Origin of the sequence: Saccharothrix syringae (genome assembly GCF_009498035.1) — a bacterium.
GTDB lineage: Bacteria > Actinomycetota > Actinomycetes > Mycobacteriales > Pseudonocardiaceae > Actinosynnema > Actinosynnema syringae.
In genome coordinates, this window is sequence record NZ_CP034550.1 from 7,830,224 (window position 1) to 7,855,933 (window position 25,710).

Annotated in this window: 21 protein-coding genes; 5 read left to right on the forward strand and 16 right to left on the reverse strand. The window is 75.8% G+C overall.

The window, feature by feature from the left end; genetic code table 11:
- Window position 1: 1 nt before the first annotated feature.
- The 10 genes from EKG83_RS32860 to EKG83_RS32905 form a co-directional block, all read right to left on the reverse strand.
- The gene (locus EKG83_RS32860; RefSeq protein ID WP_033435047.1) at window positions 2-778 is read right to left on the reverse strand and encodes an ABC transporter ATP-binding protein; all 777 of its coding nucleotides are present in this window, start codon (window positions 776-778) and stop codon (window positions 2-4) included.
- A complete protein-coding gene (locus EKG83_RS32865; RefSeq protein ID WP_211269284.1) occupies window positions 775-1,797 on the reverse strand; it encodes a FecCD family ABC transporter permease in 1,023 nt (340 codons plus the stop codon). The genes EKG83_RS32860 and EKG83_RS32865 overlap by 4 nt, the downstream gene beginning before the upstream one ends.
- Window positions 1,794-2,792 carry a FecCD family ABC transporter permease gene (locus EKG83_RS32870; RefSeq protein WP_033435046.1) on the reverse strand — a complete coding sequence of 333 codons (999 nt, stop codon included), beginning with the start codon at window positions 2,790-2,792 and terminating at the stop codon, window positions 1,794-1,796. The genes EKG83_RS32865 and EKG83_RS32870 overlap by 4 nt, the downstream gene beginning before the upstream one ends.
- Window positions 2,789-3,796 (reverse strand): ABC transporter substrate-binding protein, encoded by a 1,008-nt coding sequence (locus tag EKG83_RS32875; RefSeq protein WP_033435045.1) that lies wholly within the window; start codon window positions 3,794-3,796, stop codon window positions 2,789-2,791. Before EKG83_RS32875 ends, EKG83_RS32870 begins: the two co-directional genes overlap by 4 nt.
- A gap of 46 nt (window positions 3,797-3,842) precedes the next feature.
- On the reverse strand, window positions 3,843-4,700 hold the full coding sequence (locus tag EKG83_RS32880) for a siderophore-interacting protein (protein ID WP_033435044.1): 858 nt from the start codon (window positions 4,698-4,700) through the stop codon (window positions 3,843-3,845).
- Window positions 4,697-4,957: a phosphopantetheine-binding protein gene (locus EKG83_RS32885; RefSeq protein ID WP_033435043.1), complete on the reverse strand. Its 261-nt coding sequence runs from the start codon at window positions 4,955-4,957 to the stop codon at window positions 4,697-4,699. The genes EKG83_RS32880 and EKG83_RS32885 overlap by 4 nt, the downstream gene beginning before the upstream one ends.
- Window positions 4,954-5,622 carry an isochorismatase family protein gene (locus EKG83_RS32890; protein ID WP_033435042.1) on the reverse strand — a complete coding sequence of 223 codons (669 nt, stop codon included), beginning with the start codon at window positions 5,620-5,622 and terminating at the stop codon, window positions 4,954-4,956. Before EKG83_RS32890 ends, EKG83_RS32885 begins: the two co-directional genes overlap by 4 nt.
- 3 nt (window positions 5,623-5,625) lie before the next feature.
- Window positions 5,626-7,260: a (2,3-dihydroxybenzoyl)adenylate synthase gene (locus EKG83_RS32895; RefSeq protein ID WP_033435041.1), complete on the reverse strand. Its 1,635-nt coding sequence runs from the start codon at window positions 7,258-7,260 to the stop codon at window positions 5,626-5,628.
- Window positions 7,257-8,450 (reverse strand): isochorismate synthase, encoded by a 1,194-nt coding sequence (locus EKG83_RS32900; RefSeq protein ID WP_033435040.1) that lies wholly within the window; start codon window positions 8,448-8,450, stop codon window positions 7,257-7,259. The genes EKG83_RS32895 and EKG83_RS32900 overlap by 4 nt, the downstream gene beginning before the upstream one ends.
- Window positions 8,451-8,576: 126 nt before the next feature.
- Complete coding sequence (locus EKG83_RS32905; protein WP_033435039.1) at window positions 8,577-9,368, reverse strand: 2,3-dihydro-2,3-dihydroxybenzoate dehydrogenase; 792 nt, start codon at window positions 9,366-9,368, stop codon at window positions 8,577-8,579.
- Window positions 9,369-9,755: 387 nt separating this feature from the next.
- Here EKG83_RS32905 and EKG83_RS49240 point away from each other — a divergent pair, with 387 nt between their 5' ends.
- The gene (locus EKG83_RS49240) at window positions 9,756-11,579 is read left to right on the forward strand and encodes an RNA ligase family protein (protein WP_033435038.1); all 1,824 of its coding nucleotides are present in this window, start codon (window positions 9,756-9,758) and stop codon (window positions 11,577-11,579) included.
- On the forward strand, window positions 11,579-14,332 hold the full coding sequence (locus EKG83_RS32915; RefSeq protein WP_033435037.1) for an RNA repair domain-containing protein: 2,754 nt from the start codon (window positions 11,579-11,581) through the stop codon (window positions 14,330-14,332). The genes EKG83_RS49240 and EKG83_RS32915 overlap by 1 nt, the downstream gene beginning before the upstream one ends.
- A 289-nt stretch (window positions 14,333-14,621) precedes the next feature.
- Here EKG83_RS32915 and EKG83_RS32920 read toward each other — a convergent pair whose 3' ends face one another.
- From EKG83_RS32920 to EKG83_RS32935, 4 genes are all read right to left on the reverse strand, one after another.
- The gene (locus tag EKG83_RS32920) at window positions 14,622-16,049 is read right to left on the reverse strand and encodes an MFS transporter (protein WP_228122307.1); all 1,428 of its coding nucleotides are present in this window, start codon (window positions 16,047-16,049) and stop codon (window positions 14,622-14,624) included.
- Window positions 16,050-16,097: 48 nt separating this feature from the next.
- Window positions 16,098-16,715 (reverse strand): MarR family winged helix-turn-helix transcriptional regulator, encoded by a 618-nt coding sequence (locus tag EKG83_RS32925; protein ID WP_051766868.1) that lies wholly within the window; start codon window positions 16,713-16,715, stop codon window positions 16,098-16,100.
- A 90-nt stretch (window positions 16,716-16,805) separates the two neighbouring features.
- Window positions 16,806-17,351, reverse strand: coding sequence for a carboxymuconolactone decarboxylase family protein (locus EKG83_RS32930; RefSeq protein WP_033435036.1), 546 nt, complete (start codon window positions 17,349-17,351; stop codon window positions 16,806-16,808).
- 104 nt (window positions 17,352-17,455) lie between these two features.
- Window positions 17,456-18,184 carry an MOSC domain-containing protein gene (locus EKG83_RS32935; protein ID WP_228122308.1) on the reverse strand — a complete coding sequence of 243 codons (729 nt, stop codon included), beginning with the start codon at window positions 18,182-18,184 and terminating at the stop codon, window positions 17,456-17,458.
- Window positions 18,185-18,370: 186 nt separating this feature from the next.
- Between EKG83_RS32935 and EKG83_RS32940 the strand changes: the two genes are divergently transcribed.
- Window positions 18,371-20,134, forward strand: a complete 1,764-nt coding sequence (locus EKG83_RS32940) for a serine/threonine-protein kinase (RefSeq protein WP_153278609.1) — start codon at window positions 18,371-18,373, stop codon at window positions 20,132-20,134.
- A gap of 102 nt (window positions 20,135-20,236) precedes the next feature.
- Here EKG83_RS32940 and EKG83_RS32945 read toward each other — a convergent pair whose 3' ends face one another.
- On the reverse strand, window positions 20,237-21,637 hold the full coding sequence (locus tag EKG83_RS32945) for an amidohydrolase family protein (protein WP_084717015.1): 1,401 nt from the start codon (window positions 21,635-21,637) through the stop codon (window positions 20,237-20,239).
- Window positions 21,638-21,776: 139 nt separating this feature from the next.
- Here EKG83_RS32945 and EKG83_RS32950 point away from each other — a divergent pair, with 139 nt between their 5' ends.
- Both EKG83_RS32950 and EKG83_RS32955 read left to right on the forward strand, forming a co-directional pair.
- Window positions 21,777-23,204, forward strand: coding sequence for a phosphatase PAP2 family protein (locus EKG83_RS32950; protein WP_051766778.1), 1,428 nt, complete (start codon window positions 21,777-21,779; stop codon window positions 23,202-23,204).
- Between the two features lie 101 nt (window positions 23,205-23,305).
- Window positions 23,306-25,126 carry a sigma-70 family RNA polymerase sigma factor gene (locus EKG83_RS32955; protein ID WP_051766779.1) on the forward strand — a complete coding sequence of 607 codons (1,821 nt, stop codon included), beginning with the start codon at window positions 23,306-23,308 and terminating at the stop codon, window positions 25,124-25,126.
- Between the two features lie 123 nt (window positions 25,127-25,249).
- On the opposite strand, the gene EKG83_RS32960 is transcribed toward EKG83_RS32955, so the two are convergent.
- Entirely contained in the window at window positions 25,250-25,669 is a 420-nt protein-coding gene (locus EKG83_RS32960) for a MerR family transcriptional regulator (RefSeq protein ID WP_051766780.1), read from the reverse strand.
- Window positions 25,670-25,710 lie beyond the last annotated feature (41 nt).

Genomic DNA, 25,710 nt, shown 5'->3' on the forward strand with positions numbered 1-25,710 from the left:
TCTACAGCGCGGGCACGACCATGGGCGTGCCGGTCACGGGGTCGGGCACGACGACGCTGGGCAGGTCGAAGACCTCCTTGAGCAGCGCGGCGTCCACCACCTCGCCCGGCGCGCCCTCGGCGACCACCCGCCCGTCCCTCATGGCGACGAGGTGGTCGGCGTAGCGGCACGCCTGGTTGATGTCGTGCAGCACGGCGATCACGGTGCGGCCCTCGTCGCGCAGCCGGGCCAGCAGGGACAGCAGCTGGTACTGGTGGGTGATGTCGAGGAACGAGGTGGGCTCGTCGAGCAGCAGGTGGGGCGTGTCCTGGGCGAGCACCAGCGCCACCCACACCCGCTGCCGCTGCCCGCCGGACAGCTGCTGCACGGGCCGGTCGGCCAGCTCCTCGACCCCGGCGAGCACCATCGCCTCGGTCACCGCGGCCTCATCCCGCTCCGACCACGTGGACAGCAGCGACTGGTGCGGGAAGCGGCCGCGGGCGACGAGCTGCCGCACCCGGATGTCCTCGGGCGCGACCGGGTCCTGCGGCAGGAAGCCCAGCACCCGGGCCAGCGCCCTGGTCGGGTACGCGCCGACCTCGCGGTCGTCCAGCCGCACCTCCCCCTCGGCGGGGCGCAGCAGCCGCACGAGCGACCGCAGCAGCGTGGACTTGCCGCAGGCGTTGGGCCCGACGATGGCGGTGAAGGCGCGGTCGGGGATGTCGAGGCTCAGCCGCGTCGACACCACCCGGTCGCCGTAGCGCAGGGTCAGGTCCCTCGCGGTCAGGCGAGCGGTCACGTGCGCCGCACCTCCTTGATGAGCAGCCAGATCAGGTAGCAGCCGCCGATGGCGGTGCTGATGACGCCGACGGGCAGCGGCACGGGCGCCAGCAACACCTGCGCCAGCAGGTCGGCGCCCTGGAGCAGCACGGCGCCGGTGAGCGCGGCGGGCAGCAGCGGGATGCCGGGCGAGCGGGCCAGCCGGCGGCCGATCTGCGGCGCGGCCAGCGCGATGAACGCGATCGGACCGGCCACCGCGGTGACGGTCGCGGTGCAGCCGACGCCGATCAGCACCATCTGCAACCGCAGCCGCTCCAGGTGGACGCCGGTGGACGCGGCCACGGCGTCGCCCAGCGCCGCCTGGTGCACCGCGGACGACCGGGCGACCAGCAGCACGAGCAGCACCGCGATGATCGCGAACGGGATGCGCAGGTCGGCCCAGTCGACGCCGTTGAGGGAGCCCGCGCTCCACCCCACGGCGGCGATGGCCACCTCCAGCTCCGCGCGCAGCACGATCCACGAGTTGACCGCGGTGAGGGTGGCGTTGACCGCGATGCCGATCACCACCAGCCGCAGCCCGGACAGCCCGCCGCCCAGCGACAGCAGGTAGACCGCGGCCGCCGCGACGACGCCGCCCACCACGGAGCCGAACGCCAGTTGCGCGGACGTGCCGGACAGCACGGTGATCGCGACCAGCGCGCCGGTGTAGGCGCCGGCGTCGAGGCCGATCACGTCCGGGCTGCCCATGGGGTTGCGGGTGAGGTTCTGGAAGATCGCGCCGGCCACGCCGAGCGCCGCGCCGAACACCAGGCCCGCCAGCACCCGGGGCAGCCGCCACTCGCGGATCACCACGTTGGACCCGCCGCGCGCGCCGCCCAGCGCCTCGAACACCTTGGCCGGGCTCGCCCAGGTCGCGCCGTAGCACAGCCCGAGCAGGCCCAGGCCCGCGACGGCCAGCGCCATGACGGCCACCAGCAGCAGCGTCCGGCGCTCCACGTTCGCCGAGAACCGCCCCCGGCGCAGGACCACGGCGCTCACAGCGGCGCCGCCCCGTACCGGCGGACGGCCCAGACCAGCACCGGGCCGCCGAGGAACGCGGTCACGATCGCCACCGGCACCTCGCCGGTGGGCAGCAGCACCCGCGACCCGATGTCGGACACCACCAGCAGCACCGGGCCGAGCACCGCCGCGTACGCGGTCAGCCAGGGCACCGACGCGCCCGCCAGGCGCCGCGCCAGGTGCGGCACGATCAGGCCGACGAACAGGATCGGCCCGGCCACCGCCGTGGCCGCCCCGGCCAGCGCGGTGATCAGCACCAGCGCGACCAGCCGGACCCGGGCCACGTTGGCGCCCAGGGCGTGCGCGGTGGTCTCGCCGAGCGCGATGGCGTCGAGCTGCCTGCTCAGCAGCAGCGCGCCGAGCACGCCGAGCGCGATCACCAGCAGCGGCCACGCGTTGGGGGCCTGCTCCCGGCCGGCCAGCGAGCCGACCGCCCAGAAGCGGTACTCGTCGAACACGTCGGGCAGCAGCAGGCGCATGCCCAGGGACACGCCCGCCAGCACCGAGCTGAGCGCGACCCCGGTCAGCACCAGCCGCAGCGGGGAACCGCGGCCGACCGAGTAGACCAGCAGCGCCGCCGCGACGGCGCCCAGGACGGCGAGCAGCAGCTCGCCCGCCGCCGAGGCGGTCAGGCCCAGCGCCGAGCCGACCGTGATGGCGAACCCGGCGCCGGCGGTCACGCCGAGCACGCCCGGCTCGGCCAGCGGGTTGCGGGACAGCACCTGCACCAGCACGCCGGACACGGCGAGCGCGGCACCCGCGCCGACGGCCAGGACCGCGCGGGGCAGCCTGATGTCGCGGACCACGAGGTGGTCGCTGGAGCCGTTGGGCTCCAGCAGCGCCCGGACGACCTCGGCCGGGGCGATGGCGTGCGCGCCGACGCCGACGCTGACCACCGCCACCCCGACCAGCAGGACGAGGGCGGCGACGAGCAGGACGACCCGCGCGCCCGACCGCCGGCGCGTTCCGGTCACTTCTGCAGCAGCGGCGCGAACGCCTGGTCGGCGGCTTCGAGGGTCTTGATCGCGGACCGGTACGTCGCGGCCTCGGTGTAGCGCAGCGGGAAGGTCTTGCCCGCCTTGACCGCGGGCAGCTCCTTCCACAGCGGGGAGTCCAGCACGTACTGCACGCCGGCCGGGACCGAGCCGTCGGCGGCGACCGAGTAGGTGATGGCGTCGGCCTCGCCGAACGCGGCGGTCAGCTCCTCGATCGACGGGTACTCGCTGACGTCCTTGGAGCCGCCGCCCTTGACCTTGACCTGGCCGTAGTAGGTGGCGCCGAGGTCCTGGGCGACGTTGGTGCCCCAGGAGCCGTTGAACTCGCGCTGGAAGTTGCCCTTGGCGACCTCGCCGTAGGCGCCGACGTGACCGAGCTTGAGCTTCGGCAGGACGTCCTTGTACTTGTCGGCCAGCTCCTTGGCCTTGGTCTCGTACTGGCCGCGCACCGCGTCGAACTCGGACAGCGCGCCGGCCGCGTCGGCCTGCTTCTCGGACAGCTCGCGCCACGCCGACGGCACGCTCGGGCCGATGGCCACGACCGGGGCGATGGCCTCCAGCCGCTTGAGGTCGATGTCGGCCAGCACCGGCTTGGGCACGCCGATGACGATCAGGTCGGGGTCGGCCTGGGCGATGGCCTCGTAGTTGGTCTCCGCCGCGGACTCGCCGGCGACCTTGGCCAGGCCCTCGTAGGTCTTCAGGTCCTCCTCGGTCATCAGCGGCACGCCGCGCTTCCAGGTGGAGATCCCGACGAGCGGCGCGTCCGCCTCCAGCAGGGCGGGCACCGCGTAGCCGGTGGCCACCACCCGCTTCGGCGAGACCGGGATGGTGATGTCGCCGTTGTCGGCGGTGAACACGCGGGTCCCGGACCCGGTCGTCCCGGCCGCGGGCGCGTCGCCGCTCTCGGCGGAACCGCAGCCGGTGGCCACGGCGAGGGCGACCGCGAGCGCGGCGGCGAGGCGGGGGGATCTGGCGATGGACATGCTCGTTCCTCGGGGGTTTCGTTCTTCTCGGGTGGTTCTGGGGGGATCAGTGGTCGTGGTCGTCGTCGAAGTCGGCGACGCCGCGCTTCCAGTAGCCGGTGACGTCGTGGTCCGCCTTGCCCAGGCCCAGCTCGTCGCGGATCCAGCGGCGCAGCGGCTTGATCGCACCGGCCTCGCCCGCGACCCAGGCGTAGACGCGCTCGCCCTCGGGGACGCGCACGCCGGCGCGCACGGCGCGGGCCAGCAGGTCGGTGGTGCCCGCCGGGGCGTCGCCGCGGTGCAGCCAGTGCACCTCGACGTCCTCGGGCGCGGACAGCTCGATCTCCTCGCCCGCGTCGGCGACCTCGACGAACGCCCAGCCGGCCGCGGTGCGCGGCAGCTCCTCCAGCCACCGGGCGATCGCGGGCAGCGCGGTGAGGTCGCCCGCCAGCAGGTAGCGGTCGTAGCTGTGCGGCACGATCAGCCCGCCGGGCGGACCGGCGACGTGCACCACCGCGCCCGGCTCGACCGACCGCGCCCAGTCCGCGCCCAGCCCGCCGTCGTGCAGGGCGATGTCGATGTCCAGCTCGCCGGTCGCCGGGTCGTAGCGGCGCACGGTGTACTCGCGCGAGGTCGGCGACGGCTTGGGCCAGCGCAGCATGGTCCCGTTCGGCTCGGGCAGCCGCAGGGTGCCGTCCGGGTCGGGGAACAGCAGCTTCACGTGCTCGTCGGGCGAGTGGGCCTCGAACCCGGCGGTGCCCGGACCGCCCAGGGTGACCCGGAGCAGCCCGGAGCCGACCCGGCCGGTGCGCACGACCTCGGCCGCGCGGACGCGGATGGGGTAGCCCACCTTCTCCGCGGCGCGGCCCGCGCGGACCTCGGCGATCCGCTCCAGGTGCCGGTCGCGGTGGTCGACCCGGCTCACGCGCGCGTCCCGGCGACCAGCTCGGCCCAGCGCTCCAGGCGCGGGTCCTCGGCCAGGTCCGCGAACTCCAGGCCGGTCGCGCCGGCGGCGCGCCACCGCTCGACCAGGCTCATGATCCGCATCGAGTCCAGGCCGAGGTCGAGCAGGTCCGCGTCCGGCTCCAGTTCGGCGGGCGCGACGCCCAGCAGGTCGGCGACGTCGGCGCGGACGCGTTCGACGGACAGCGGTTCGGTGCCGTGCTGGTCGGGGTTGCTCATCGGGTGGCTCCGGCGGGGATCGGGGCCGACAGCGCGGCGAGCGCGTCGGCGGTGGTGGTGACGGCGCCGCAGCGCTGGGCGACGTACTCGCACGCCTGGTCGTGCCGCTCGCGGGAGAAGTCGGCGACCGCGTCGCTCACCAGGAACGGCCGGACGTCGCGCATGAACGCCTCCACGGCCGTGGCCAGGCAGCCGATGTGCGCGTAGACGCCGGTGATCAGGAGCTGGTCGCGGCCCAGCTCGTCGAGCTGCTCGCCGAAGGTGCTGCGCTGGAACGCGCTGTAGCGCCACTTGGTCAGCACGGTGTCGCCCGGCGCGGGCGCCAGCTCGGTCACGATGTCGGCGGCGGCGGGGTCGGCGTCGATGACCCCGCCGATGCCCGGTCCCCAGAACTCGGTGAGCAGGCCGCGGTCGGCGGCCTCCGGGCGGGCCGGCTGCGCGGTGTAGAACACCGGGATGCCCCGCTCCCGCGCCACCGCGATCAGCGCGGCGGTGTTGGCGACCATCTCGGGCAGCGGCGCGCCCCGGTACGGCGCCAGGAAGTAGCGCTGCGCGTCGTGCACGAGCAGCGCCGCGCGCGCCGGGTCGGGTCGCCAGGCCACCCGGCCCGCGGGCAGGTCGGCCGCGGTGGGCATCGGGTAGGGCCGGATCTCCGGCAGGGACACGTCTCACCCCTCCTTCGCCAGGGCGGCCAGCGCCGCCCGCAGTTCGCGCTTGCTGGTCTTGCCGACGCCCGTCACCGGGAACGCCTCGACGACCTGGACCAGGTCGGGCACCTTGAACGCGGCCACGCCGCGGTCCCGGACGAAGCGGCGCAGCTCCGGGGCGGTGGGCGCGGCGCCCGCCACGGGCACCACGTAGGCGCAGGTCCGCTCGCCCAGGTAGGCGTCGGGCACCGCGACCACGGCGGCGTCGAGCACGCCGGGGTGGGCCATCAGGTGGTTCTCCACCTCTTCGGCGGCCACCTTCTCCCCGCCCCGGTTGATCTGCTCCTTGGCCCGGCCGACGACCTCCAGGTGCCCGGTCGGCGTGCGCCGCACGAGGTCCCCGGTGCGGTAGAAGCCGTCCGGGGTGAACGCGGTCGCGTTGTGCGCGTCGGCCCGGTAGTAGCCGCGGATGGTGTACGGGCCGCGGGTCAGCAGGGCGCCGACCTCGCCGGGCGGCACCTCGGCGGTCGACGCGGCCCGCGGGTCGTCCGGGTCGACCACGCGGATCTCGTCGTCGAGCGAGATCGGCCTGCCCTGGGTGGACAGCACGACCTCGTCCGGGTCGTCGAGCCGGGTGTAGCAGACCAGGCCCTCGGCCATGCCGAACACCTGCTGGAGCCGGCAGCCCAGCGCGGGGCCGATCCGCTCGGCCAGCTCGCGGCCGCACTTGGCGCCGCCGACGAGCAGCACCTCCAGGCTGGACAGGTCGTGCGCGCCGCGCGCGGCGGCCTGCACCCAGGCGGCGGCCAGCGGCGGCACCACCCCGGTGATGGTGACGCGCTCGGCCTCGATCAGCCGGAACGCGGTGTCGGCGTCGGGGCGCGGCGCCAGCACGACCTTCGCGCCGGCGTGCAGCGCGCCGAGCACACCGGGCGAGCTGAGCGGGTAGTTGTGCGCCACCGGCAGGGCGGCCAGGTAGGCGCTGTCCGGGCGCAGCGCGCAGATCCGGGCGCTCTCCCGGACGCTGTAGAGGTAGTCGTCGTGGGTGCGCGGGATCAGCTTGGGCAGCCCGGTGCTGCCGCCGGAGAGCTGGAGGAACGCCACGCCGGCCGGGTCGGGGTCGGGCAGCTCGCGCGGCGCGGCGGCGGCCAGGTCGGCGAACTCCGCGGACCCGACGACGAGCACGTGCCGCACCGAGGGCACCTCGGCGGCGACGGCGCGCGCGGTGGCCGCGTGGTCGTGCCGCTCGTGCTGGTCGACGGTGAGGACGGCGACGGCCCCGCTCTGCTCGGCGAAGTGCCGCAGCTCGCTGTGGCGGTGCGCGGGCAGCGCGAACACCGGCCAGGCGCCCACCCGCCACAGCCCGAACACCGCGGGCAGGAACTCCGGCACGTTCGGCAGCTGCACCACGACCCGGTCGCCCGCGCGGACGCCCAGCTCCACCAACCCGGCGGCGATCCGGTGCGCCCGGTCGTCCAGGTCGGCGTAGGTCCAGCGGACCTGCCCGCCGCCCTGCTCGCCGACGACGGCGGTGCGGTCGGCGTGGGCGGCGCGCAGCGAGGTGAGCAGCGCGCCGAAGGTCTGGCCGCGCCAGTGCCCGGCGGCGCGGTAGCGGGCCGCGACCTCCGGCGGCCAGGGGACGTGGTCGGCGTTCACGCGGAGACCTCCAGCCCCAGGGCGCGCAGCAGGGTGCGGAACTTGGCGCTGGTCTCGACGACCTCGGCGGCCGGGTCGGAGCCCGCGACGATGCCCGCGCCCGCGAACAGCCGCACGGTCCGGTCGCACACCTCGGCGCTGCGGATGGTGACCACCCACTCGCCGTCGCCGCTCGCGTCGGTCCAGCCGACCAGGCCGGAGTAGTAGCCGCGGTCCTCGGGCTCCAGCTCGGCGATCGCGGCGCGGGCGCGCTCGACCGGCACCCCGCACACCGCGGGCGTCGGGTGCAGCGCCTCGGCCAGCGCCAGCGCGGACGCGCCGGGGTCGTCGGGACGGGCGAGCCTGCCGGTGATCCGGGTGGACAGGTGCCACATGGTCGGCGTCCCGATCACGGTCGGCTCGGGCACGTCCAGGTCGGTGCAGAACCGGCCCAGCACCTCGGCGACCTGGGCGGAGACGTGCGCGTGCTCGGCCCGGTCCTTGGCCGAGGCCAGCAGGGCCGCGACGCGCCTGCGGTTCTCGGCCTCGTCCGCGACGCGCGGCAGCGAGCCGGCCAGGGGGTTGGCCACGACCTCGTGGCCGCGCCGGGAGACCAGCAGCTCGGGGCTCGCGCCGACCAGGGTGCGCGGCGCGGGGTCGCCGGGCGCGCTGACGTCGACGGCGAAGGCGTGCGCGGCCGGGTTCAGCCGCACCAGCCGGGTCAGCAGCGCGGGCACGCCGACCGGCTGGTCCGCGGTCAGCTCCAGGCAGCGGGCCAGGACGACCTTGCCCAGCTCGCCGTCGTCGATCAGGGCCAGCGCGCGGCGCACGCCCTCGGCGTAGACCTCCGGCTCGGGCCGCGGCGTGATCGACCACGAGGCCGAGCCGGTGGCGGCCACCGGGCCGTCCGTGCCCGGCGCCCCCGCGCGGCGCACCACGGCGGGCACGACCAGGCTGGTCTCGGCGTCCGGCCGGAACCCGATCGCCCCGACCACCACCGGGTCCCCGACCCCGAGCACCGACGCCGCGTCCAGCGCCTCGGCCGCCGCGCGCGCCCGGGTCCCGTGCGGGGCCCGCACGGTCGCGTGCACGCCGTCGGCGAGCAGCGAACCGGTGGTGGAGGAGTAGTAGAACGACCCCGGCAGGTAGGCGGCCAGCAGGTCGGCCGCCCGGTGCACGGGGTGTGGCCGGACCAGAGCAGGTGAGGACACGTCGGGGCTTCCCTTTCGGAGCTCGGTGGTGGTCGTGGGGCGGCGTCGGGTTACACACTCTTTACTTAGGCGAGCCTAGCCTAATTTAGTAATGCTCAGGAAGGCTCCGGAAGGCGTGCGACCCGGTCAGACGCGCAGGGTCGCGCCGCCGTCGACGAACAGGTTCTGCATGGTGATGTGCCGGGCGCGGTCGGAGACCAGGAACAGCACGGCCTCGGCGATGTCCACCGGATCGGCCAGGCGGCCCAGCGGGATGCCGACCCGGAACCGCTCCGGGTCGCCGGCGACCACCCGGGCGGGCGCGTCCTCGTCCGTCCACAGCAGACGCTGCATGGGCGTGTCGGTCGAGCCGGGCGACACCACGTTGCACCGGATGCCGCTGCCCGCCAGCTCCAGGCCCAGGCAGTGGGTCAGCATGGTCGCCGCGGCCTTCGAGGCCGCGTAGGCGGCCATCCCGACCCGGGGCACCCCGGCCGCGTTGGACCCCACGGTGACCAGGGCACCGCTCCCGCGCGGCACCATCTTCCGCGCCAGCGCGCGCAGCACGGCGAACACACCGGTGGTGTTGACCGCGAACGTGGCCGCCCAGTCCTCGTCGGAGGTCTCGCACACCGCGCCCGGCCGCAGGATGCCCGCGACCGAGACCCCGATGCCGATCGGGCCCACCTCGCGCTCGACGTCCTCGACCAGCCGCGCGACCGCCGCGGTGTCCCCCACGTCCACCGCGCGGGGGTGCACCCGCCCGCCCGAGCCCGCCGCGGCCTCCTCGACGCCGTCCGCGTCCACGTCCACCGCGACGACCGTCGCGCCCGCGCGGACCAGCACGTCCACCACGGCCGCCCCGATACCGCGGGCGGCCCCGGTGACCAGGGCGACCCTGCCCTCGACACCCGGCTCCCGCTGCCCCGACGAGGCCACCCGGCGCTCCCTTCACCGACGAATTCATTAGGTTGGCCTAACCTAACTTGCCCGAAGGGCCCGTGGTTAGCCCATTTGAGTGATCTGAATCATGGTCGCGTTCGGGGGTTCGGGGCTTGCGGAACGGCGTGCCCCGCCTGTCCCGCGGCGGTTGTTCGACTCGGTGAGCCGGTTCCCCGGAGCGGAACTCCGGCCGGCGGCGGGACCGGGTCGAGGTCCCCCGAGGAGGACCCGGAGCCCGGGAGTCGGGGCGGCCGGCCGACGCCGTCCCGTTCCGCGCGCGCGAGGTCGACGCCGACCGTACACAGTGGACTTCACCGAAAACAGGTGGCCCGTTCCCCGCTCGAATGCTTATTTTGTCGGGGAAACCGGCATTGGGAGGCGATCATGCGCGTGCCGTACCCGCGCACCCCGCACCTCCCGTGGTCACCGGGTGCCTCCTCGGACGACGTGCGGGTCGTCGACCTGACCGGCTTGCGCGGCCACGAGGTCGTGGTCACCGAGAAGCTGGACGGGGAGAACACCACCCTGTACCCGGACGGCCTGCACGCCCGCTCGCTCGACTCGGCGCACCACCCGTCCCGCTCGTGGGTCAAGGGCCTGCACGGGCGCATCGCGGCGAGGCTGCCCGCGGGGTGGCGGGTGTGCGGGGAGAACGTCCACGCCCGGCACTCCATCGCCTACACCGACCTGGAGAGCTGGTTCTACGGCTTCTCGGTGTGGGACGGCGACCGGTGCCTGGGGTGGGACGGCACGGTGCGGTTCCTGCGGTCGGTCGGCGTGCCCACTCCCCCGGTGCTGTGGCGCGGGGTGTTCGACGAACGGGCGCTGCGCGCGCTGCGGGTCGACACCGAGCGGCAGGAGGGGTTCGTGGTGCGGACCGCGGAGGGGTTCGGGTACCCCGAGTTCGGGCGGCGGGTGGCCAAGTGGGTGCGGCCGAACCACGTCCGGACCGACGCGCACTGGACGAGCGCGCCGGTGGTGGCGAACGGGCTGGGGTCGGCGGCGGTGCTGTGGGACGTGCGATCGGGTGCGGCGGTCGACGTCCGGGCACTGCTCGCGGCGGCCGGGGTGAACGGCTCGGGTGGCTTGGACGGCTTGGACGGGTCAGGCGGCTCGGCGGGCTCGGGCGGCTCGACGGGCTCGGGCGGCTCGGTGACGGCGATGGGCGCGCGGGACGGGAACGCGGGCGGCTCGGCGGGCTCGGTGGCGGCGGTCGGCGTGCGAGACGGGATCGACCTGGTGGCCGCCGAGGAGGTCGCCGCCACCCCGCTGGGAACCGGGGACACGCGGCTGGCGGCCGTGCTCGCGGCCGCCCTGCACCGCGTCCCACGCGGCCGGGTGGCACCGCTGCCGGCCGCCGCGGGCGTCGGCGTGGCACGCCGGGCCGGCGACCTGGTCGGCCTGCACCGCCTGCTGCACGAGCCGTTCCCGGACGACTCCCGCGCCGCGGGCCTGCTGCGCCTGTCGACCGCCGTCGACCTGACGGCCCTGCACGCGGTGTCCGCCGCGGTCGCCCCCACGCCCGAGGCGCGAGACCTGGTCGCCTGGTCCGCCCTGCACGCCGAGGAGGTGCGGCCCTGGGACCCCCTGCGCTCGGGCCTGCGCGCCCAGCTCGGCCGGGGCCCGGCCGCCGACCGGTGCCTGGCCGAGGCGCGGGACGCGAGCCTGCGCGCCGGGCGGGTGCTGGACACCGCCGAGGCGGTGGCCGCGACGTGGCGGTGGCGGTCCGGCGACTTCCCGGTCCTGGTGCAGCTCGTCGGCTTGTCGGGCAGCGGCAAGAGCACGTTCGCCGCGGGCCTGCCGGGGGTGGCCGCGCACCTGTCGCTGGACGACCTGCGCGCCGAGTCGGGCGACCGGGCCGACCAGCGGGACAACGGCCGGGTGCTGCGCACCGGGCTCGCCCGGCTCGACGCGGCACTGCGCGCGGGCGGCACGGTGGTGTGGGACGCGACCTCGCTGTCGGACCACCAGCGGTCCGCGGTGCACGCGGTGGCCCGGCGGCACAACGCACTGGTGACGCACGCGGTGGTGCTGGTCGACGAACGCACCGCGGCCCACCGCAACCGCACGCGGGCGCACCCCGTGCCACCCGCCGTCCTGGCCGCCCAGGCGCGCCGGTTCAGCCCGCCCTACCCGTGGCAGGCCCACCGCACCTGGTACGTCGGCCCGGCCGGCACCGTGGACGACACCGACGACGGGGAGCCGTGATGCGCACCAGCGAACAGGTCTACCACCAGGTCCGCTGGGACCCGCGGCTGGACCCGGCCAGGTTCGTGCTCGGCGTCGGGCAGCGCGGCGGGCGGACCGAGCGGATCGCCCTGCCCGCGTTCACGCCCGGTGGCGAGGTGCCGTGGCACCGGGTGCTGTTCGTGGAGGCGGACGGCGAGCTGGTGTGGGACCGGGCGACCGGGCTGGACCGCGTCGGCGCGACGGAGGCGGGACGGGTGCGCGCGCCCCGGCGGCTGCGGGCGCCGGCGTTCACCGCGAGCACCCCGCACGCCTGGGACCCGCGACGCGGCTGGGTCCCGGCGGAGCCGCGCCCCGCCGAGCCGCGGCGTGTCGAGCCCGCCGAGCCCCGGGACGTCGGACCGGCCGAGGTGCGCGTGCTGACCTGGAACGTGCTGTGGGACCGCTACGACCACGAGCGCATCGACACCGCCAACCGCCGCCCCCTGCTGCCGGCCGAGCTGGCGACGGCCGACGCGGACGTGATCGCGCTCCAAGAGGTCGAACCGGACCTGCTGGCGGCGCTGCTGGCCGAGCCGTGGGTGCGGGCGGACTACACCGCGGACGTCGACCCGACCGGCCCGGACGTCGACCGCACCGGCCTGGTGATCCTCAGCCGCCTGCCGGTGCTGGAGGCCGGGCGGCTGGCACTCGGCCCGCACAAGGCCGTCGCCGCGATCGTCGTCGGCACCCTCCTCGTCGCCACCACGCACCTGACCAGCGACCACACCTCCGGTGGCGCCGCCGAGCGGGACCGCCAGCTGACCCGCATCGCCGAGGCCCTGGACGGCGTCGGCGGGGACGTGGTGCTGGTCGGCGACTTCAACGACGGCGGGCCGCGGCCAGCCGCCGCGCTCGGGGCGCGCGACGCGTGGCCGGAGGCGCGCGACGACGAACCGCCCACCTTCGACCCGGCGACCAACCCGCTGGCCGCGGTGTCCTCGCCGGCCGGCCGGGCGGCCCGGCTGGACCGGGTGTTCCTGCGCGGCCGGCCCCGGTGCGTCGGCGCGGAGCTGCGGGGCACCGCGCCCACGGCCGCCGGCCTGTTCGCGTCGGACCACTACGGCGTGCTGGCGCGGGTGGCACCGGCCGACCTGGTCGCGTCCGACCACCACGGCACGCCAGTGCGGGTAGCGCCCGCCGAGGTGCCGCCCCCGACGCCGCGGACCGCGGTGGTGTGGCTGCCGGCGGCGCGCGAGGACGTCGACCGCGTCCGCCGCGAGCACGACCACCGCGCCACCCGCTGGCCGGCGCACGTGACCCTGCTGTTCGGCTTCGCCCCGGAGCACGACTTCGACCGCGCCGTGCCCCTGCTCGCCGCCGCAGCCGCCGAGGTGCCCGCCTTCGACGTGCGGGTGGCGGGCGTCCGGGAGTTCCGGCGCGACGTGGTGTGGCTCGACCCCGCCGCCGCGGGCACCGAGCGGTGGACGGCTCTGCACGACGCGCTGCGACACAGATTTCCCTTGTACGCCAAGGACTTCACCCCGCACCTGACAGTCGGCCGTTCGCGGGAGGCGGCCGATGGGATCGGCGCGTGGTCGGACCGCGTGGACCGGCTCGTGGTGCTGTCCCGCCGCGGCGACGGCCCGATGCTGCCCCGCGCTGCGGTCGCCCTGGGCACGGGTGAGGTGACGTGGTTCGCCGAGCCGCCGACGGCGCCGGGCCCCGCGGTGGACGGGGTGGCCGGGCGGGTGCTGGACGCGGTGGCGGCCGCGCTGGGCGAGGTGCACGTGGTGGGCTCGCGGCGGATGGGGTGCGCGCTGCCCGACGCCGACCTGGACCTGGTGGCGGTGGTGCCGGACCCGGCGGTGGCGGCCGGGCGGGTGGCGGAGGCGCTGCCGGGCGCGACCTCGGTGCGGTCGGTGGTGGGCGCCCGGTCACCGGGGCTGCGGCTGGTGGTGGACGGGCTCGGGGTGGACCTGGCCCTGGTCGGTGGGGCGGACGGGGCGGCGCCGGACGCGGGGACCCACAGCGAGACGGCATCGGGCGCGATCACCGATCGCAGGACCGACCGCGAGGTGGCGTTGAGCGCGATCACCGATGCCGAAGCGGTGCTGGCGGCCGTCGGTGACCGGGTGGACGCCTTCCGGCGCCTGGCCCGCCAGGTGAAGGCGTGGGCACGGGCGCGCGGCCTGGACTCCGCGCCGTTCGGCGGAATCCCGGGCCTGGGCTGGGCCGTGCTGGCCGCGCTGACCACGCGCGAGCACGACGGCCCCGACCCGCTAGGCGGCTTCTTCGCCACCTGGGCCGCGTGGGACTGGCGCGACCCGGTCGCCCTCTCGTCCCCGCCGCACCGCACCGGGGCGCCGATGACGATCCTGACCCCCACCGCACCCGTGCGCTCCTGCACCGAGCAGGTCACCACCGGGTTCCGCGACCTGCTGACAGCCGAGCTGTACCGGGCGTGGGAGATCACGGGGGCAGGCGGCCGACTGCTGTCCCCACCCGACCTGCACCGCCTGCACGCCACCTGGGCCGTGGTGACGGTGCCGCACGACCTCGTCGGGCCGGTGCGCGGGCGGATGCGCGCCCTGCTCACCGCCCTGGCGCCGGACGCCCACGCCTGGCCCCGTCCCATCGCGCGCGACGCGGACGCGGTGCGGTTCGCGATCGGCCTGGGCCGTCGCCCGGTGCCCGCTTCAGCGCTCGCCGGGATCGCCGCCGGGTGGGCGAAGGGGTGGCGCGGCGTCGAGGTCGCCCTGGTGGGCAATGGCGAGGTGCCCACCCCGCGCTGACCCAACCCGGCTCCACCTGCCCGACCCAGCCCAGCCCAGCCGCGCCCCACCCCGCCGCGCCGCGCCCCGCTCGGCCCAGTCCAGCCCCACCCAATCCAGCGCCGCCCCGCCGCGCCCCGCTCGGCCCGACCCAGCCCCACCCAATCCAGCCCCGCCCCACCCAGCCGCGCCGCGCCCCGCTCGGCCCAGTCCAGCCCGCCCCAACCTCACCCAGCCCAACCTCACCCAGCCCAACCCCGCGCTGACCAGCCCCGCGCCGCCCCACCCAACCGCTCAGCCACCCAACCGCTCAGCCACCCAACCGCGCGGCCGTCCGCTCAGCCGTCCCCCGCGCCCACCGCCCCGTGGTCAGCACCCCCAGCACCAGCACCACCCCACCGCAACCCGCGACAACCCACCACCCGACCTGGGGCAACCCGACGCTCAACGGCCCACGAGCGGCCGACGTGACCACGGCGCCGATCACGGCCACGCCGAGGGACTGGCCGACCTGGCGGCTGGTCGAGGCGACCGCCGCGGCGACACCCGCCTGCGCGCGCGGCATCCCGGACACCGCCGTGTTGGTGATGGGCGCGTTGAGCATGCCGAACCCGATGCCGAACAACACGTACGAGGTAATGATCTGCCACAGGGGTGTGTCGGCCGACAACCCGGTGAGCACCAGTGCGCTCGCGGTGATCCCCACCCCCGCGACGAGCAGCGGAACGCGCGGCCCGACGCCGCCCACCAACCGCCCGGACAGCGGCGCGCACACCGCCGTCAGCCCGGCCATCGGCAGGGTCAGCAGGCCCGCGTGCAGGGCGGACAGGCCCAGCACCTCCTGGAGGTGCAGGGTGTTCAGGAACAGGAACCCGGCCAGCGCGGCGAACCCGCACACCGCGATGCCCGTGGCACCGGCGAACGGCGCGCTGCGGAAGAACCTCGGGTTGATCAGCGGTTCCGGCCGGCGCAGCTCGTGGGGCACCAGGCAGACCAGCGCCAGCGCGGACACCGCGAAGCAGCCGAGCGTCTGCGCCGAGGTCCACCCGGCCGCCGGCGCCTCGATCAGCCCGTAGGTGAGGCCGACGAGCAGCACGACGACGAGCACCTGCCCCACCGCGTCCAGCGGCCGGGCGCGCGGCGCGCGGGACTCGGGCACGTACCGGCCGCACAGGGCGAACGCGACCAGCCCGACCGGGAGGTTGATCCAGAAGACGGCCTGCCACCCCACCGCCGCGACCAGCACGCCGCCCAGCACCGGCCCCAGCGCCATGCTGATGCCGACCACACCACCCCACACGCCGATGGCCCGCGCGCGTTCCCGGGGTTCGGTGAACGTGTTGGTGATGATCGACATGGCGACCGGGTTGAGCATGGACCCGCCCACCGCCTGCACCGCGCGCGCCGCGACCAGCCACCCGAGCCCGGGCGCGAGCGAGCACAGCAGCGAGCCGAGCGTGAACAGCACCAGCCCGGCCCGGAAGGTGCGCCGCCGCCCGATGCGGTCGCCGGTCGAGCCGGCCAGGACGAGCAGGCTCGCCAGCACCACCGTGTAGGCGTCGATGATCCACTGGAGGCCGGAGAGCGGGGCGCCCAGGTCCTGGCGCATGGCGGGCAGCGCGACGTTCACGATCGTGTTGTCGAGGCCGACGATGAACAGGCTGGTGCAGCAGATGGCCAGGACGACCAGCCGGCCGCGGCGGTCCAGCCGCGCGGTGGGTGCGTCGACCGCGGTCACCCAATTACTATATTAGGCTAAGCAACTTCCCGGCTCCGGGCCGCGGCGTCAGGTGGCGGCCGGCTCGTGCTCGGGGCAGTCGACCCGCAGGTCCGCCAGCGGCAGGGGGATGCGCAGCAGGTGGCAGTGGTGGGGCGCCACGGGGTCGCGGTAGGTGTTGGCGCCGAAGAAGCGGCAGCTCGGGCACGTCCGCGCGACGCTCACCACGCCCTGGCGCTGCAACTCCGCGATCACGTGGAGCAGGCTGCCCAGCGTGGTCGCCCGGTCCGCGGCCGGCACCCCTTCGAGCGCCGTGAGCAGCGGCCCGTCCCACGGTTGCAGCCGCCGCGCCACCTCGTCGCCCCCGGCGGTCAGGGTGAGCAGCCGCCGACGCCCGTCGCGGCCCGGCGACCGGCCCACGAGCCCCTTGCGCTCCAACGCGCTGACGGCGTCGGACATCGTCGGCGTGGTGACGTCGAACTCGGCGGCCAGGGCGCTCACCTCGCGGCGGATCCCCGGCTGCCGGGCCAGCGCGAGCACCGCCTGCTGCTGCAACGGGGTCAGGCCGTGCTCCCGGGCGGTGCGCTGGGCGAGCGAGCGCAGGCCGTGCCCGAGCCGCTCGACCGCGTCGGCCAGTCGTCGGTCCAGGTCAGGCGTGCCGCCGGCCGCGACCTCGTGCTCGGTCATGCCACCCGCTTCGCGCGTAGGACTCCTAATCGCCCCGAATGATACGTGCCGGGTGGGCGGCGAGCGGGGCGCCGCCCACCCGGCACCGGATCAGGCGGACTTGCGCAGCGCGACCCCGGGGAAGTCGAGCGGGACCCCCAGGGCGACGTTGACGTAGTTGGTGAACAGGTTGAGCGCGACGTGCGCCACCAGCTCCACGACCTCCTCGTCGTCGAAGCCGGCCGCGCGCAGCGCCTCCACGTCGGCGTCGGTCACCTGCGCGCGGTCCTCCACCAGCTTGGCCGCGAAGCCGAGCGCGGCGGCGGTGCGCGGGTCGTGCGAGTGGCCCGCCTGCGCCCGGCGCATGTCCTCCGCGGAGACGCCCGCCTTCCGGCCGAGGGCGGTGTGGGCGGCCAGGCAGTACTCGCAGGCGTTGCGGTCGGCGACGAGCACGGCGACCTGCTCGCCCAGCTCCGCGCCCAGGCGCCCGCCACCGAGCGCCCCGAAGCCGGTCCACATCATCTTCAGCGCGGCGGGCGAGTTGGCGACGGCCCTGAACATGGCCGGGGTGACGCCGAACGCCGCGGTGATGTCGTCCAGCAGGGGCTTGGACTCGGCGGGGGCGTCCTGGAGGTCGGTCAGTCGGACTCGGGACATGGTGGTGCTCCTGTCGTGGAGGGGGTGTTGCCGCGAGCACGCGGGTGCGCCTCGTTCGGGGGCGGTCGGGGCCGTGGCGCCCGACCGCGCGGTTCCGGTGTGGCTCAGGGGTTCGCCGGCGGCGAGCCGTGCAGGCGCGGTGCCTGGTCGTCGACGTGGCCGTCGAGGCGCTTGCGGAGCAGGCCGACCCAGGCGGTGGGCAGCGCTTCGGGGTGCTCCAGCAGGAAGCGGGCCGCGGCGCGGTCGGCGCGGTCGACGTTGAGCACGCGGTGCACCTCGGCGGCGGTGATGCCGTGCCGGGGCCGGAAGAGCGGTTCGAGGCGGTCGCCGGCGGCCAGCAGCCCGGGGCGCAGCACCCGGCAGTAGAACCCGGTCCTGCCGGTGCGCTGGGTCCTCACCGCCATGTCCTCGACGCCGTGGTGGGCGGCCAGCTTGAAGCAGGGGCGGCGCGGTTGGGTCACTTCGAGCACGGTCGTGCCGACGGCGTAGACCGCGCCCAGCACGACGTCGTCCTCCAGGACCCCCTCGGTGGTGAGGTTCTCGCCGAACGCCGGCGCGGTGAGGTCGCCGAGCTGCCGGGCCCACTCCCGGTAGTGCTCGCCCGGGTGGACGAGGACCGCCTTGTCCGGGCCGCCGTGGTGCTCCCGGTCGCCCTGCTCGTCGCCGGCCAGGCCGAGCCGGGTGACCTCGACCGGCCCGCGGACCGGGGTCTTGGCGATGCCCGAAGCCACGGTGCGCCCGTGCCAGGGCAGTGGCCGCACGGTCCCGGTGGACACGACCAGCACCCGCCCGCCGGCCACCGGATCGGGGTCTTCGTGCCGGATCGCCCCCACCTGGACCTCCTACGTCGCCGTGCCGACGCGGTGTCGTGCCGACGCCGAGATCATGTCAGGTTGTTAGGAGTCCTATCAACCCTTCGCGCTGTGTTCGCCGACACCCGTGTCGATCAGCGGGGCACCGGCGGGCGAGGGGTACCGCCGGTTCCCGGGGCCCGGGTGGTCGGTTGCTAGCGTGATGCGGTGTCTGAGCGAGAGCACACCGGGCGGATCGTCGACGGCCGGTTCGAGCTGCTGGAGAGGCTGGGCAGCGGCGGGATGGGCACGGTCTGGCGCGCCCTGGACCTGGGGCTGCACCGCGAGGTGGCCATCAAGGAGGTCCGCCCGGCCGACGCCGACCAGGTCGAGGGCAACCCCGCCGTGGCCGCCCAGCTGCGGGAGCGGGTGCTGCGCGAGTCCCGCGCGCTGGCCCGCCTGCAGCACCCGAACGTCGTGTCGATCTACCAGATCATCGAGTCGGCCGACTCGCCGTACCCGTGGATCGTCATGGAGCTGGTCCGCGGCACGTCGCTGGACGCGCGGCTGGACGAGGGCGTGCTCACCCCGGCCGAGGCGGCGCGGGTCGGGCGGGACGTGCTCGCGGCGCTGCGCTCGGCCCACTCCGCGGGCGTGATGCACCGCGACGTCAAGCCGGGCAACGTGCTGCTGCGGACCGACGGCAGCGCCGTGCTCACCGACTTCGGCATCGCCGCCCTCCAGGGCGCGACCCAGCTCACCGCGACCGGCGACGTCATCGGGTCCCCGGAGTACATCGCCCCGGAGCGGCTGCGCGGCGACGAGACGCACGCCGCGTCGGACCTGTGGTCGCTGGCGATGCTGCTGTACGTGGCGGTCGAGGGGTACCACCCGATGCGCCGCGCCAGCACGATGGCGACCCTCGCCGCGGTGATGACCGAGCCGGTCCCCCCGCCGCGGCGCGCGGGCGCCCTCGCGCCCGCGCTCAACGCGGCCCTGCGCAACGACCCGGCCGAGCGGCCCAGCGGCGAGGTGCTGGACCAGATGTTCGCCGCGGCCGAGCGCGATCCGGGGGTGTTCCAGGGACCGCCGACCCCGGCGGGTTACGCCGTGCCGGAGCGCGACCCGGGGGCGTTCTCCGGACCACCCACCCCGGCCGGTTTCCCCGCGGCCGAGCGCGACCCGGGGGCGTACCCCGGACCACCCACCCCGGCGGGTTTCGCCGTCCCAGGGTCGCAGAGCGGCCCCCAGGGCCGGGCGGGTTACCCCCGGTGGCAGTCAGGACCGACGCCGGCACCGTCCGGCGGTTCGCACCCCCACGGCTACCCGCAGCCCCACCCGACCCCGCTGCCGCGCAAGCGGACGGGCGCCGTGGTGCTCTCACTGGTCGGGGTGGCGCTGATCGTCGCGGTCGCGGTGCTGGTGGTGCGCATGAAGGACGCGGACACCACGGCGAACTCCCGCACGGGCTCGTCGGCCACGGCGCCGACCGTCCAGCAGAACGCCGACCTGCCCACCGGCCCGACGACCACGGTGGCCGAAGCGGTGAAGGACGACCTGCTCACGCCCGCCGGTGCGCGCAAAGCGGTCGGTGCGCTGGGCGAGGCGATGGGCGGCACCAAGGTGTCCGAGCTGACGCTGTGGCCGGAGCGCGCGTCGGCGGTCGCCCCGACCGCGGCGGTCGCGCACGGCTTCGACGACTTCGAGTACAAGGGCGGCAAGGCCACCAGGCAGGGCCCGGACGGGGTGGACGCCGACCGCGCCGTGCTGGACCTGAACGAGGTCAACTGGGACGCCCTGCCCGCGCTGTTCGAGCAGGCGAACAAGGAGTTGGGGGTGCCGCAGCCGACCATGCGGTACGTGATCGTGGACACCGACATCATCGACGGGACCCCGTCGCTGAAGGTGTACCTGCTCGACGACTACGGCGCCGCGTACCTGCGGGCGAACCTGAAGGGCGAGGTGGAGAGGACCTACCCGCGCGACAAGTGACCCCTCGGCCCGGAAAGCGGTGTGGGGCACGGCGACCGGGTGCGGGCGGGACTCGCCGCCCGCACCCGAAGTCAGTCCATCGGGCACAGCCAAGCCGAGTGGTCAGACATCACCCCGATACGTGTAAGGGCTTTCCACCCGCCGCTCCCCCGCACTGCCCGAGCCACCCGCGCCGCCCGAACCACCCGCACCCCCTCGGCTCCCCGCGCTCCCCCACCCCCCGGCCTCCCGCCAGGCGTCCTCCCCCACCGCCGCCCGCACGTGCTCCACCGAAGCCAGCACCGCCGCCCGCGCCGCCTCGATGTCAACATTCAACATCCGGTGCTCGTACTTCACCACGCGCCCCTTGACCACCACCGTGTGCACGTCACCGCGCTGCGCCTGGAACACCAGGTGCCCGTAGGGGTTCAACACCGGGAACATCGCCGGCGACCGGTCGTTCTTGACCAGCACCAGGTCCGCCGGCGCTCCCGCCGCCACCACCCCCACGTCCAACCCCAGCGCCCGCCCCCCACCGACAGTCGCCCAGTGCACCACCTCCCGCACCCCCAAAGCGTTGCGCGCCAACGTCTCGCCCTCCCGGTGCGCCTCCAGGTGCGCCCGCCCCCGGTCAGCCGACACCGTGGCCCGCATGGCGGCGAACAGGTCCCCGCTGAACCAGGCACCGCTGTCCACCGACAACGACACCGGAATCCCGTACCGGCGCAACAACCAGGTGGGCGGATACCCCTGCCCCGCGTTCAACTCGCTCTCCGCCGACACCGACACGTGCCCACCGGAAGAGGCGATCCACCGATAAGCCTCCGCCGACAACGTGGCCGCGTGCACGTACGTGACCGACGGCGTCATGAACCCGTGCTCCCACATCAACCGCATGCCGTCGTCGTTGGTGGCGCCCCGCACCCCCGCGTGGGTGGTCACCCGCAACCCCAGCTCGCGCGCCACCTCGAACGCCGCCCGCTCCGGGAACCCCGGCTCACCGGTGACGTCGAACGCCAGCTGCACCCCCTCGAACTCCCCCGCCCGCCGCTCGACGAACGACCGGAACCCCGAACTCCTCGCCCACTCCCAGGGCGCCCCCGCCAGGTTCCCGTACCCCAGCACGAACCGACCGGGCACGGCACCCAGCGCGTCCGCCGCCGCGTCGGCGTGCTCGGGCGTGCGCAACCCGTGGGACCAGTCCAGCGTCGTGGTGACCCCGGCGTCCAACGCCTCCAGCGCGGCCAGGGTGTTGCCGGCGTGGATGTCCTCCGGTCGGAACACCGCCCCGTGGTCCAGGTAGAAGAACGTGAAGTACTGCCCGAGGGTCCAGTCCGCGCCCAGACCGCGCAACAACGCCTGCCACATGTGCCGGTGGGTGTCGACCATGCCCGGCATCAGGATGCCACCGCGGGCGTCGACCTCCACCGCCTCCGGCGGCGCCTCCAGGAACCGGCCCACCGCGGCGACGCGCTCGCCCACCACGAGCACGTCCGCGCCGTCGAGCACGCCGGCCCGGTCCATGGTGACCACGGTGGCGCCGCGGAGCACGACGGGCCGACCGGGGTGGAATTCCGCTGCGTGCGGCGACACGGGCGCCTCCTGGGGTGCTCGGGGCGGTGCGGCAGGATTGCGCGCCCGCCGGTTCGGGCAACATCAGTTCGTGACTACCAGCAGCCTCGACCGGCGAACAGTCGTCACCGCGGAGAAGTTCGCGGTGCGCAGCGCGGTGTCCCTGATCGCCGCGAGCACGGCCGGTACCGCCTTCTTCGCGGTGCTGGCCCTGGTGTGGTCGGGCTGGGCGCCCGTGCGCGAGGCCGACCAGGCGCTCTCCGCCCTGCTCAACCGCTGGGTCTCGGGCTCCGGCACCACCGTCGCCGTGCTGGGCGCGGTCACGCGGCTGGGCGACACCGCCACGCTGGTCGGGGTGTGCACCCTGGCCGTGGCCTGGCTGCTGGTGCGCCGCCGCCCGTGGGTCGCGGTGCACGTGGTGGTCACCGCGCTCGGCGGCGGCGTGCTGGGCGTGGTGGTCAAGGAGCTGGTCGGCCGGCTGCGGCCGCTGGTGGAGGTCGAGGTCGCGCGGGCCGAGGGGTTCAGCTTCCCCAGCGGGCACACGCTGGGCGCCACGGTCACCTACGGCGTGCTGCTCCTGGTGTTCGCCTCGCTGCCGCGCGGCCGCGTCGCGCTGACCTGGCTGACCGTCGCGGTCGTGCTCGCGGTGGGCCTGAGCAGGGTGGCGCTGGGCGTGCACTACGCGACCGACGTGCTGGGCGGCTGGCTGCTGGGCCTGCTGTGGCTGGCTTTGACCACCGAGGTGTTCCGGCGGTGGCGGCGCGACCGCGGCATGCCGGACGTGCCGGTGTCGCACGGCCTGGTCCCGGAGGCGGCGGGCGACCTCGAACCGGCGCCCGAGCGGGTGCACGTGCCGGGCGGCGCGTGGCGGGCCGCGGCGCGCCTGCTGGTGGCCTGGGCGCTGCTGCTGGTCGCGCTGTTCGCGCTGGGTTCCTGGCTGACCGCCGCGGGCCCGGACGTGCCGCCCGCGTGGGACCGGGCGGTGGTCGAGTGGTTCGCCGGCCTGCGCACCCCCGAGCGGGACGCGCTGCTGGTCCCGATCGGCGACGCCACCGGCACCGGGCCGGTGGTCGCGGCGGCGGTCGTGGTGTGCGTGCTCGCCCTGGCCGGGACGCGCGACTGGCGCCCCGTCCTGCTGGTCGTCCTCGGCCTCGTCGGCGAGGTCACCCTGTTCCTGCTCATCACCTCGGTCGTGGAGCGCGCCCGGCCCGCGTCCCGCATCCCCAGCGACGTGCCGCCCACCTCGGCGTTCCCCTCCGGCCACGTGGCCGCGTCGCTGGTCCTCGGCGCCGCGGTGGTGCTGCTGGTCAGGCGCGCCGCGAGCGGCTGGTGGCGGGTGCCGGTGCTGGTGGTCGCGGCGGCGGTGCCCGCGGTCGTCGCGGCGCAGCGCCTCTACACGGGCCTGCACCACCCGACCGACGTCCTGGGCAGCGTCCTGCTCGCGCTGGTGTGGATTGCCGTAGTGCACGCCACGACCTACGGTTCCACGCGGACCGCAGAAGGGCGGCCGCGGGGCTGAGACCACCCCTTACCCCCGAGACTCGTGCGGTGGAACGGTGCCCGCCTGTATAGGGTTCGGCCGAACGCTCATGACACACCGCATCCAAAAGGGGGCGATCGGTGCTCGGGCAACCGGACGGGCGTGACGTCGACGAGTGGCGGGCGGCCGACCCGGACGTCCTGCGCGCCGGCCTCGACCGGGCGCTGGACGGGGGCACCGACGACGCGGGCGGCGGCCTCGGCAACGCGGGCCACACAGGCGACGGCGGCACCGGCGGCGGGAGCGCGTCCTCGGACGCCGAGCTGATCGCGGCCGTGCGCGACGGCAACACCCGGGCCTACGGGCAGCTGTACGCGCGGCACGTGGGCGCGGCGCGCACCCTGGCCCGGCAGCTCTCCCGCTCGCCGGTGGAGGCCGACGACCTGGTCTCGGACGCCTTCGCGAAGGTCCTGATGGCCCTGCGGGCCGGGCGGGGCCCCGACTCGGCGTTCCGCCCCTACCTGCTCACCGCCCTGCGCCACACCGCCTACGACCGGACGCGGCAGGAGCGCAGGCTGGAGCTGGCGGGCGACGTGGAGGCCGTGTCCGGGGTCGAGCGGGTGGCCAGCCTGCCGTTCCACGACACCGCCGTGGCCGAGCTGGAGCGGTCGCTGGCCGCGCGCGCGTTCGCCAGCCTGCCGGAGCGGTGGCGGGCCGTGCTGTGGCACACCGAGGTCGAGGGGCAGTCGCACGCCGAGGTCGCCCCGCTGCTCGGGCTGACCGCCAACGGCGTGTCCGCGATGGCCTACCGGGCCCGCGAGGGGTTGCGCAAGGCGTACCTCCAGGCGCACGTCGAGCAGAACCCCGGCGGGCGCTGCCGGGCCGCGGTGTCCCGGCTGGGCGCCTGGACCCGGCGCGGGCTGTCCGTCAGGGAGAGCGCGCAGGTCGAGGCGCACCTGGACGAGTGCCCCGCCTGCCGCGCGCTGGCCGCCGAGCTGGCCGACGTCAGCGGCGCGCTGCGCGGCGTGGTCGCGCCCCTGGTGCTCGGGGTGGGCGCGTCCGGCTACCTGGCGTCCGCCGGCACCGGCTCGGCCGCCCTCGCCGGCGGTGCCGCGGCCGGGGGCGCCGCGGCCGGCGGTGCCGCGGCGGGCAACGCCCTGGCGGGCGGCACCGCGGCGAGCGGCACCGCGATCGGCGGTGGCGCGGTGGGTGGCGCGGTGGGGAGCACCACCTCCTCGGCCGCGCAGTGGCTCGGTGCCGCCGCCTCCGCGGTGGCGGTGGCGGTCGTCGTGGTGTCCGGCACGGCCACCCGGGACGAGGTGGTGCCGGGGCTCGGCGCGGACCCGACCCCGACCGTCGCCAACGGCTTCGTGCCCACCGCGACCGCCACGTGGCAGCCGCCGGCCGGCAGCACGTCGTCCCCCGGCGGCTCGCCGACCGACGTCCCGGGCCTGGCGACCACCGGTGGTTCCCCACCGGTGGTGCTCCCCCCGGCAACGACCACGACCGGCGCGGGCGCCACCACCCCCGCCGCCGAGCCCCCCGGCGACCGGCTCACCCCGACCGCGCCGGCGGGGCTCTCCACCGACACCGGCGGGCCGCCCACCCCGCTGCCGGTGATCGTGCGCAACACCGGCTCGACGCCGCTGCCGCCGCCGGTGGTCACGCTGTCGCTGCCGGACGACGTCCGGGTGGTGGGCGCGGGCAACGGCCTGGTCGGCAGGCGGCTGGTCGCCCTGGACGGCGCCGACGGCCAGGTGCAGGTCCCCTGCCCCGCGGGCCGCGGCACCGTGACGTGCGAGGCCGAGGCCGGGCTGGCGCCCGGCGAGTCGGTGACGTTCCTCTTCCGGGTGCTGGCCGGGCCCAAGGCCACCGGCGGCGAGATCACCGGTTCGGTGTCGGCGGGCGCGGCGCCCGGGATGCCGGTGCGGGTGCCGGTGACCATCACGCCGAAGAAGTGACCTCGCGGGCAAGGACCGGGGACGCGGGCGCTGTTTGGTTCAACGACCCCGCGCCCCCGGCACCCGGTCCACCCGGAGGGCGCACCTATCCGTGCAGGGCACGCGCGCACGGGTGATGCTCTGTTACCCCGTGCGGCGACGGGTAAACGGTTCGGCCGAAGCGTCCCGCGCACTCCCCGAAGACGGGTCGCCGGAGGCCGCCTCGATGACCTCGTCGAGCACGTCGCGGGAGGTGGCCAGCTCGGTGATCATGCGGTCCAGGCGCGCCCGCTCCGCGGTCAGGTCGGCCACCAGCCGGGGCGTGGCGACCTCCGACGGTCCGCCGTCGGCGTCGCGCATGCACGGCAGCAGCCGCGCGATGGTCCGGCTGGTCAGCCCGGCGGCGAACAGCTCCTGGATGCGCACCACCCGGTCGACCGCCTGCTCCGGGTACTCGCGCAGGCCGCCGGGCGTGCGGGTGGCGCCCAGCAGGCCCTGCTGCTCGTAGTAGCGCAGCGAGCGCTCGCTCACCCCGGTGCGCCTGGCCAGTTCACCGATCCGCACGTCGCCCCCCGGACTTGCACCTGACACCGGTGTCAACTCCT

Excerpts from the sequence above, each read along its gene's own strand:
- EKG83_RS32875 (WP_033435045.1), bottom strand. The coding sequence starts at position 3,796 with ATGTCCATCGCCAGATCCCCCCGCCTCGCCGCCGCGCTCGCGGTCGCC.
- EKG83_RS32885 (WP_033435043.1), bottom strand. The coding sequence starts at position 4,957 with ATGAGCAACCCCGACCAGCACGGCACCGAACCGCTGTCCGTCGAACGC.
- EKG83_RS49240 (WP_033435038.1), top strand. The coding sequence starts at position 9,756 with ATGCGCGTGCCGTACCCGCGCACCCCGCACCTCCCGTGGTCACCGGGT.
- EKG83_RS32915 (WP_033435037.1), top strand. The coding sequence starts at position 11,579 with ATGCGCACCAGCGAACAGGTCTACCACCAGGTCCGCTGGGACCCGCGG.
- EKG83_RS32925 (WP_051766868.1), bottom strand. The coding sequence starts at position 16,715 with ATGACCGAGCACGAGGTCGCGGCCGGCGGCACGCCTGACCTGGACCGA.
- EKG83_RS32930 (WP_033435036.1), bottom strand. The coding sequence starts at position 17,351 with ATGTCCCGAGTCCGACTGACCGACCTCCAGGACGCCCCCGCCGAGTCC.
- EKG83_RS32945 (WP_084717015.1), bottom strand. The coding sequence starts at position 21,637 with ATGGACCGGGCCGGCGTGCTCGACGGCGCGGACGTGCTCGTGGTGGGC.